The sequence below is a fragment of the Paenibacillus sp. Y280 genome (assembly GCF_056786335.1).
In genome coordinates, this window is the sequence record NZ_JBXCIW010000026.1 from 57,795 (window position 1) to 66,141 (window position 8,347).

The 8,347-nt window shown below is 48.1% G+C and carries 7 protein-coding genes and 1 rRNA gene; all 8 read right to left on the bottom strand.

The window, feature by feature from the left end; all coding sequences use genetic code 11:
• Positions 1 to 70 precede the first annotated feature (70 nt).
• Positions 71 to 1,147: a DNA integrity scanning diadenylate cyclase DisA gene (gene disA, locus AC1TPC_RS23565; protein ID WP_053373868.1), complete on the bottom strand. Its 1,077-nt coding sequence runs from the start codon at positions 1,145 to 1,147 to the stop codon at positions 71 to 73.
• A 10-nt stretch (positions 1,148 to 1,157) separates the two neighbouring features.
• Positions 1,158 to 2,525: a DNA repair protein RadA gene (gene radA, locus AC1TPC_RS23570; RefSeq protein WP_169090686.1), complete on the bottom strand. Its 1,368-nt coding sequence runs from the start codon at positions 2,523 to 2,525 to the stop codon at positions 1,158 to 1,160.
• 356 nt (positions 2,526 to 2,881) lie between these two features.
• Positions 2,882 to 3,229 carry an antibiotic biosynthesis monooxygenase gene (locus AC1TPC_RS23575; RefSeq protein WP_482069201.1) on the bottom strand — a complete coding sequence of 116 codons (348 nt, stop codon included), beginning with the start codon at positions 3,227 to 3,229 and terminating at the stop codon, positions 2,882 to 2,884.
• 133 nt (positions 3,230 to 3,362) lie between these two features.
• Positions 3,363 to 5,822 (bottom strand): ATP-dependent protease ATP-binding subunit ClpC, encoded by a 2,460-nt coding sequence (gene clpC / locus AC1TPC_RS23580; RefSeq protein ID WP_482069202.1) that lies wholly within the window; start codon positions 5,820 to 5,822, stop codon positions 3,363 to 3,365.
• A gap of 2 nt (positions 5,823 to 5,824) precedes the next feature.
• The gene (gene mcsB, locus AC1TPC_RS23585) at positions 5,825 to 6,904 is read right to left on the bottom strand and encodes a protein-arginine kinase McsB (RefSeq protein ID WP_482069203.1); all 1,080 of its coding nucleotides are present in this window, start codon (positions 6,902 to 6,904) and stop codon (positions 5,825 to 5,827) included.
• Between the two features lie 28 nt (positions 6,905 to 6,932).
• Positions 6,933 to 7,454, bottom strand: coding sequence for a protein-arginine kinase activator protein McsA (gene mcsA / locus AC1TPC_RS23590; RefSeq protein ID WP_482069204.1), 522 nt, complete (start codon positions 7,452 to 7,454; stop codon positions 6,933 to 6,935).
• 35 nt (positions 7,455 to 7,489) lie between these two features.
• Entirely contained in the window at positions 7,490 to 7,951 is a 462-nt protein-coding gene (locus AC1TPC_RS23595; protein ID WP_482069205.1) for a CtsR family transcriptional regulator, read from the bottom strand.
• A 319-nt stretch (positions 7,952 to 8,270) separates the two neighbouring features.
• Positions 8,271 to 8,347, bottom strand: a 5S ribosomal RNA gene (gene rrf, locus AC1TPC_RS23600); the annotation flags it as partial.

The window sequence follows — 8,347 nt, forward strand, 5'->3', positions numbered from 1 at the left end:
TACTATGCCCCAAAACCCTTAACGAATGTACATCCCTTTAAAGGACCACATTCAATCTATTGTATGGGATTTAGATTTGCCTGTCAATGAACATCTGCTCTTGGATCCGCTTGAGACCCTCCTTGATTGCCCGTGCCCGCACTTCCCCAATACCCTCAACCTCATCCAATTCTTCAATCGTCGCCATCAAAATATGAGGAAGCCGTCCGAACCGCTCAATTAAATTGTTCATAATGATAAGCGGCAATCTCGGAATTTTGTTCAACAGGCGATACCCGCGAGGGGAGACGGATTCATCGTTCATATTGCTCGTATGTGGATAACCGATCAAACGGATGATTGGCGGCGCATCCAGCAGCTCATCCGAGCTTAGCTTCTTTAGCCCTGCCCGAATTTCCCGAATCTTCTCATCCGAATTTTCTTTGGCGTAATCCTTAAGTAAGTACCACGCGTCCTCTTCCACTCCGCCAACCAGCTCATCCATTTGCATGCTGATCAGACGGCCTTCCGTACCTAGCTCAATCACGTAACGCTTTATTTCCATCTTGATACGCAGCACCATTTCAACACGCTGAATAACATGCGCCACTTCCTGCAGCGTCACAAGCTCCTCGAACTCAAGCGCGGACAAATTCGTAAACGACTGGCTAAGCACTGCCTTATATTTCTCGAGCGTTTGAATCGCCTGATTGGCCTTTGTCAAAATAACGCCCATATCCTTCAGTGAATAGCGCAGGTTGCCTTGATACAGCGTAATAATATTGCGCCGCTGAGAGATCGATACGACAAGCTTACCCGTCTGTTTAGCAACACGCTCTGCCGTCCGGTGCCGTATACCCGTTTCAATGGAAGGAATCGAGCTGTTCGGAATGAGCTGTGTATTCGCATACAATATTCTACGCATATCCTCGCTCAATATAATCGCGCCATCCATTTTAGCAAGCTCATACAAATAGTTCGGCGAGAAGTCGCAATTGATGGAGAAGCCTCCATCTACAACCTCCATTACCTCAGGACTATATCCAACAACAAGTAACGCCCCCGTTTTGGCCCGAAGCACATTCTCCAGCCCATCACGAAAAGGGGTACCTGGTGCGACTAATTGCAATAATTGATTCATTATTTCCAACTGAGTAGGTTCCTTCATCATCTGCCCCCTATCCAAGCGCTGCCTTAAGTGCTTCCGACACTGTGGTTACGCCAATAATTTCTATGCCAGAGGGCGGCTTCCAGCCTTTTAAGCTCTTCTCCGGCATAATGACACGTTTAAATCCCAGCTTCTCTGCTTCCTTCACCCGCTGCTCCGCACGCGACACGGCACGAACCTCGCCCGTCAGCCCCACTTCGCCAAATATGACATCATAAGGCTTCGTCGGAGCATCCCGAAAGCTGGACGCAATGCTGACGGCGGCTGCTAGGTCAACAGCCGGCTCATCGAGCTTTACGCCGCCCGCAACGTTCAAGTACGCATCCTGCGTTTGCAGAAACATGCCGTTACGCTTCTCCAGCACCGCAATGATCAGCGCCATGCGATGATGGTCAATGCCTGTCGACATTCTTCGCGGAGAAGGAAAATTGGTTGTTGCTACAAGCGCCTGAAGCTCGACTAGAACGGGCCTCGTTCCTTCCATGCTTGCAACGACTGTCGAGCCTGACACGCCTAATGGCCGTTCAGACAGGAACAGCTCAGAAGGGTTAGAAACCTCCCTTAGCCCGTCCTCGCCCATTTCAAAAATTCCAATCTCGTTCGTCGAGCCAAACCGATTTTTCACTGCGCGCAAAATGCGATAGGTATGATGACGCTCTCCTTCAAAATAAAGAACGCAATCCACCATATGCTCCAGCAGCCTTGGCCCAGCAATCGCGCCTTCCTTCGTAACATGGCCGACCAGCACCGTTGCGATCCCTTTAATTTTGGCGACTCGCATAAAATGTGCCGTACATTCGCGTACCTGTGATACGCTGCCGGGAGCAGACTGTACATTCGGATCGTACACCGTTTGAATCGAGTCAATAACGAGAAAATCTGGCTGGACCGATTCGATTGCATCATTAATTTGCTCCATATTGGTCTCGCATAGTACATACAGCGATTCCGTCAGCGCTCCAAGGCGATCTGCTCTTAGCCTCGTTTGCCGCACTGACTCCTCTCCGGAAATGTAGAGCACCTTAAGTCCCTTCACCGCAAGCGCGTGAGAGGTTTGCAGCAATAGCGTTGATTTGCCGATGCCTGGATCTCCGCCAACCAGAATAAGCGAGCCAGGTACGACGCCCCCGCCGAGCACCCGGTTAAGCTCAAGCATCCTGGTTTCGATGCGCGGTTCTTGCCCGCTTTCTATATGTATGATGGACTGCGGCTTTTCTTTCGCATGAAACGATGACAATCCGACGCCCTTCGTTTTCACAACGGTTTCTTTTTCTTCCACCATAGAGTTCCATGCATGGCAGCCCGGACATTTTCCGAGCCATTTAGCGGATTCTGTGCCACATTCCGTACAAACAAACTTCGTTTTAATTTTGGCCATTCTGTACTCCTTAAACGTTATGGGCTAGCACAATAGATGGAGCCCTCACTTGCGATTCTGCAAAAATGACGCTATATAAAGTTTACCATTTAATCCCCAATGTATAAACCCACATTGTTGATGAAAAAGCTTATTATCGTTTCTATTATTAGTTTCCCACATAATAAGTTATCCCTTTTATATCATATCGGTATTGTCCACAGATTTATTAACAACTTATCAACATTATCCACAGGTTGATCAACATATCCCCACCGAAATTCAAAGGAATGAACCATAAAAAAAACGCCCCCTTTATCCACAGTGGATAAGAGAGCGAAATATAATCCGATTCCATAGCATTCCGTTTTAATTTGTTATGCCTCAACCCCGGCTTGCCGAGCAACCAATACGCGGTGCGTGGTCAACTGCGAGCCTAGCATAACGCTTTCCGTTTGCTGACCATCAGCGCCTTGCGGCTGGCCGCCTCGATGGGCATGTGCTTGCCTGAACGAATCGCTGTTCACCCAGCCATCGAAGGAAGCTTTGTTTTCCCAAGTTGTGCTTACTTTCAGCTCATCAAATTCCTCTAGATCTTCCGTAAACAATACCTCCATGCGTACGAAACCCGGCGATTGATCAATCCCTTTGGAATTTTGAAACCGTTTGGCAACCGTCTCTCCATGCCCCTTTTTTACTTTTATCGTATTTGTAACAACTATCATCGTTGCACCTCCATTCTATGTAATGCTCTACTGTCATTGTACGATAATGATTCTCATTGTCAATTAGATAAACCATAATAAAAACTGTCCCGCAAGCTACATTTCTGGCTGCGGGACAGTTCGGGATTATGTTTTATTTCGCAGTGGATTCCTCTGGCTCTTGCTCCGAAACGGACTTCGTTACCGTCAAGGCGCCGTCTTTTTCATCAATCGTGAACGAATCGCCTTTTTGAATTTTACCCATCAGCAAATCTTCGGATAAACGATCCTCAATATGCTTCTGGATAGCCCGGCGAAGCGGACGCGCTCCGTACTGTGGATCATAGCCTTCCTTGGCAAGGAATGCTTTGGCCCCATCCGTAAGGACGAAATCAACCTCTTGCTCGCGCAGACGCTTGCGAAGCTCATCAGACATAAGCGTAACGATTTGAGCAATATGCTCCTCGCCGAGCGAGTGGAATACGATGCTCTCATCGATCCGGTTGAGGAACTCAGGACGGAAGCTTTTCTTAAGCTCTGCCATCACTTTGTCCTTCATTTGCAAGAAATCACGTCCCGCATCCTGCACAGCAGTAAAGCCAAGCGAGGAATTGCGTTTAATTTGGTCAGCGCCAACGTTGGACGTCATGATAATCAATGTATTCCGGAAATCGACGACGCGGCCTTTGGAATCAGTCAAGCGACCATCCTCCAGCACTTGCAGCAAAATGTTGAATACTTCAGGGTGAGCCTTCTCGATCTCATCAAGGAGTACAACGGAATATGGCTTGCGACGAACCTTCTCGGTTAATTGGCCGCCCTCTTCATAACCTACATATCCAGGAGGCGCTCCGACTAGACGCGAAGTCGAATGCTTCTCCATGTATTCCGACATGTCGATGCGGATAACCGCATTCTCATCGCCGAACATCGCCTCGGCAAGCGCTCTTGCCAGCTCCGTTTTACCAACGCCTGTAGGCCCTAAGAAAATGAACGAGCCGATTGGACGCTTCGGATCCTTCAGACCGGCACGAGCACGACGAATCGCTCTAGACACCGATTTAACGGCTTCCTCTTGCCCGATAATACGGTCATGAAGAATTTCTTCCATTTTGAGCAGACGCTCCGTCTCTCCCTCTGCTAACTTGCTGACCGGGATTCCTGTCCAGCTAGCTACAACCTGAGCAATATCCTCCGGCGTTACTTCGGAATCGGTACGGCCTTGCTTTTCTTTCCATTGGTTTTTCGTTACATCGAGCTCTTCGCGAATTTTTTGCTCTGTGTCGCGTAGCGCAGCCGCTTTCTCGAATTCCTGGCTTTGAACCGCAGAATCCTTCTCCTTGCGGATATCCTCCAAACGGTTTTCAAGCTGCTTCAAGTTTGGCGGTACGGTGTACGAATGTAGGCGTACCTTCGAGCCTGCTTCATCAATAAGGTCAATTGCTTTATCCGGCAAGAACCGGTCTGGGATATAACGATCGGACAGCTTCACCGCTTGCACGATTGCTTCATCCGTAATTTTCACGCGGTGATGAGCCTCGTAACGATCGCGCAGTCCGTACAAAATTTGAATCGCTTCTTCCGGTGATGGCTGATCAACCGTTATCGGTTGAAAACGACGCTCAAGCGCTGCGTCCTTCTCGATATATTTGCGATACTCATCCAAGGTAGTAGCACCGATACATTGCAGCTCGCCGCGTGCCAGAGCAGGTTTCAAAATGTTCGATGCGTCGATCGCACCTTCAGCTCCGCCTGCACCAATGAGCGTATGAAGCTCATCGATGAATAGAATAATATTGCCGGCTTGGCGAATCTCGTCCATGATCTTCTTCAGACGATCCTCAAACTCACCGCGGTATTTTGTGCCTGCTACAACTGAGCCCATATCGAGCGTCATAACTCGTTTATCGCGTAGCGTCTCAGGAATTTCATTCGCAATAATTTTTTGCGCTAGTCCTTCGGCAATCGCCGTTTTACCAACGCCAGGCTCCCCGATTAGCACTGGATTGTTCTTCGTACGGCGGCTAAGCACTTGGATCACGCGCTCAATTTCTTTGCTCCGTCCGATAACGGGGTCCAAATTGCCTTCCTTCGCATAAGCCGTCAAGTCTCTTGCAAGTCCATCAAGCGTAGGCGTGCTTACGTTAGCCTGCGAGCTATGATTACTCGATACAGCCTCGCTGCTGCCAAGCAGCTGCAGCACCTGCTGACGAGCCTTATTAAGGCTGATGCCAAGGTTGTTCAGCACACGCGCTGCAACGCCCTCTCCTTCACGGATTAATCCAAGAAGAATATGCTCGGTGCCTACGTACGTATGGCCCAGCTTTCTCGCTTCGTCCATCGAAAGCTCAATGACTTTTTTCGCGCGAGGCGTATAAGCAATGTTGTTAGGCTGCTCTTGCCCACGGCCGATCAATGCTTCAACCTCATCTTGAATTTTCTCAAGCCCTAAACCAAGTCCGATTAATGCTTTGGCCGCTATTCCTTCCCCTTCGCGAATAAGACCAAGCAAAATATGTTCCGTGCCGATATTATTATGCCCAAGACGGACCGCTTCCTCTTGTGCTAATGCAAGCACCTTCTGTGCTCGCTCCGTAAATCTTCCAAACATCATATTCATGCACCCCCATGGCCTTTTTCACCGCGCAATTGCTTGCGTATAAGTTCTGCTCTTCTGAAATCCCTCTGCTCCGAGCTCATCTTCTCGTCGAAGGTTTGCTGTAGAAATCCGGGCTGTGTCATGACCAAAAGCTCGTTTAACACTTGTGGCGTTACATCTGTTAAAATTCCTAAATCTGCTCCAAGCCGCACATCCGATAAGCGCTGTGCCGCTTCCTTCGAGTCCATAATCGATGCGTGAGATAAAATACCGTATGATCGCTTTATGCGATCCTCCGTTCTCAGCCTCGAGTCCTGCATAAGTCGCTTGCGGGCCGCTTTCTCATGCTCGATAATTTGTCTTGCTACACTATAAAGATTGTCAATAATTTCGTTCTCGGATTGACCTAGCGTAATTTGGTTTGACACTTGAAACAAGTTGCCAAGCGCTTCACTGCCTTCGCCATACAATCCTCTTACCGCTAGGCCAACCTGCGTTACTGCCGACAAAATACGATTGATTTGCGACGTGAGCACAAGTGCCGGCAAATGCATCATGACCGAGGCCCTAATGCCTGTGCCAACATTTGTTGGACATGTCGTTAAATAACCGCGTTTCTCGTCAAACGCATAATCAGCTGCCTCTTCAAAAATATCGTCAATTCCGCTGGCCAACGCCCAGGCCTCTTGAATTTGGAAACCTGGATATAGACATTGGATGCGCAAATGATCTTCTTCGTTAATCATTATGCTAACAGATTCATTATCGCTTAAAATAACAGCCCCGCATCGCGAGTCATTCGCTAAATTAGGACTTATCAGATGCTTCTCAACGAGCACCCTTTTATCAAGCTCACTTAAATCTGACAAAATAATCGTCTCAAATGAACCGATGGACTGCAGCTTTCCGCTCTGGCTTACTTCAGTCAGCTGATCCATCACATCCTTGGATTGCTGATTCGTCGCAAGCAACGGAAATGGCTGATGCCTTAAATTACGAGCGACGCGCACTCTGCTGCTTATGACAATTTCAGATTCCGGACCAACATCCTTCATCCATTCGCTAAGCGCTTGTTCTGAGAATCGATGCTTAGTCAAGAGCCTTACTCACTCCTTCTATGCCAGCTTACAGGTCGGCAATTTGGCGCTCCAGTTCACGTATTCGATCACGCAGCTGAGCTGCGCTCTCAAACTCCTCATGCTCTATTTTCGCTTGCAAATCCCGCCTCAGCTGTTCGATTTCGCGCTTGCACTGAATTTGACCGCCCGAACGCTTCGGTATCTTCCCGCTGTGTACGGTACTGCTGTGAACCCGTTTGAGAAGTGGATCAAGTTTATCTGCAAAAGCCTGATAACAGTTGCTGCAACCGAAGCGGCCGATCTTGCTGAACTGCGAATAGGTAAGACCACATTCCTCGCATCGCAGCGTTTCCTGCTTAATACCGGCAATCCCTGCCCCGCCCAAATGCTCGAAGTCAAGAAGTCCTGACAATAAGCTATGAATAGAGAAGCTATTCGGCGCCCCAGGAATACTTTCCCCTTTCTCACGAGCACAGCTTTCACAGATGTGAAATTCGGTCTTCTCACCGTTAATGATTTTTGTAAAATGAAGCGTAGCCGGCTTTTTGCCGCATTCTTGGCAAAACAAGCGTGATCCCTCCTCCCGGTATAAACGGTTTCGCGTTATTTAACCAGCAATGAGATTAGCATGGACCTTAGTAATCTGGCCCTAATTTCATCCCTTAGCGGCAGCTTGAGCGCGATTGTATCGCGATGCACTGCCGCACGAAGCAAGTTGCCTTCGCGCTTTGAAATGAGCCTTGCTTCCTCCAGCTGATAAATAAGTCCTTCCGCCGCACTTTGGTCGACACACTCTCCAATTGTTTCCTCGATATGGAATTGAATCGCCTTCAGTGCCGGAAGATCAATCCGTTGTATACGGATATAGCCTCCGCCTCCGCGCTTACTTTCAACCATGTATCCTTTCTCCATGGTAAAGCGAGTGCTGATGACATAGTTGATTTGTGAAGGTACACAAGAAAATTTGTCAGCCAAGTCATTGCGTTGAATTTCGACTGCGCCCTCTGGGCTATCTTGGAGCATATGCTTCAGATACTGTTCGATGAGATCGGAAATGTTACGCAAACCACCAACCTCCCTGAGAAATAACCAACAAAGTCAAAGTTGAAACATAAACATTAAGATTCGTTTTCAACCAAAATCATTGGACACCGAATATTCGGACAATTGACTTTGACTTTCTTTGACTTTGATTTTATTATATGCAATTTTAGAAAAAGGTCAAGTGGTCGATCAAATTCTTTATAATAGCTTGGTGCGGTTGTACTCTGTTTATACATGGATGAACGTTTTTTTCAGCAGAAACAGACGCTAATATCATAATCTCGATCCAAATCGGAACACAACAAAAAACCTATCGCATCACATGCGATAGGTCTCTCGTGCTTGGCGACGTCCTACTCTCCCAAGACCCTGCGGTCTAAGTACCATTGGCGCTGGAGGGCTTAACGGTCGTGTTCG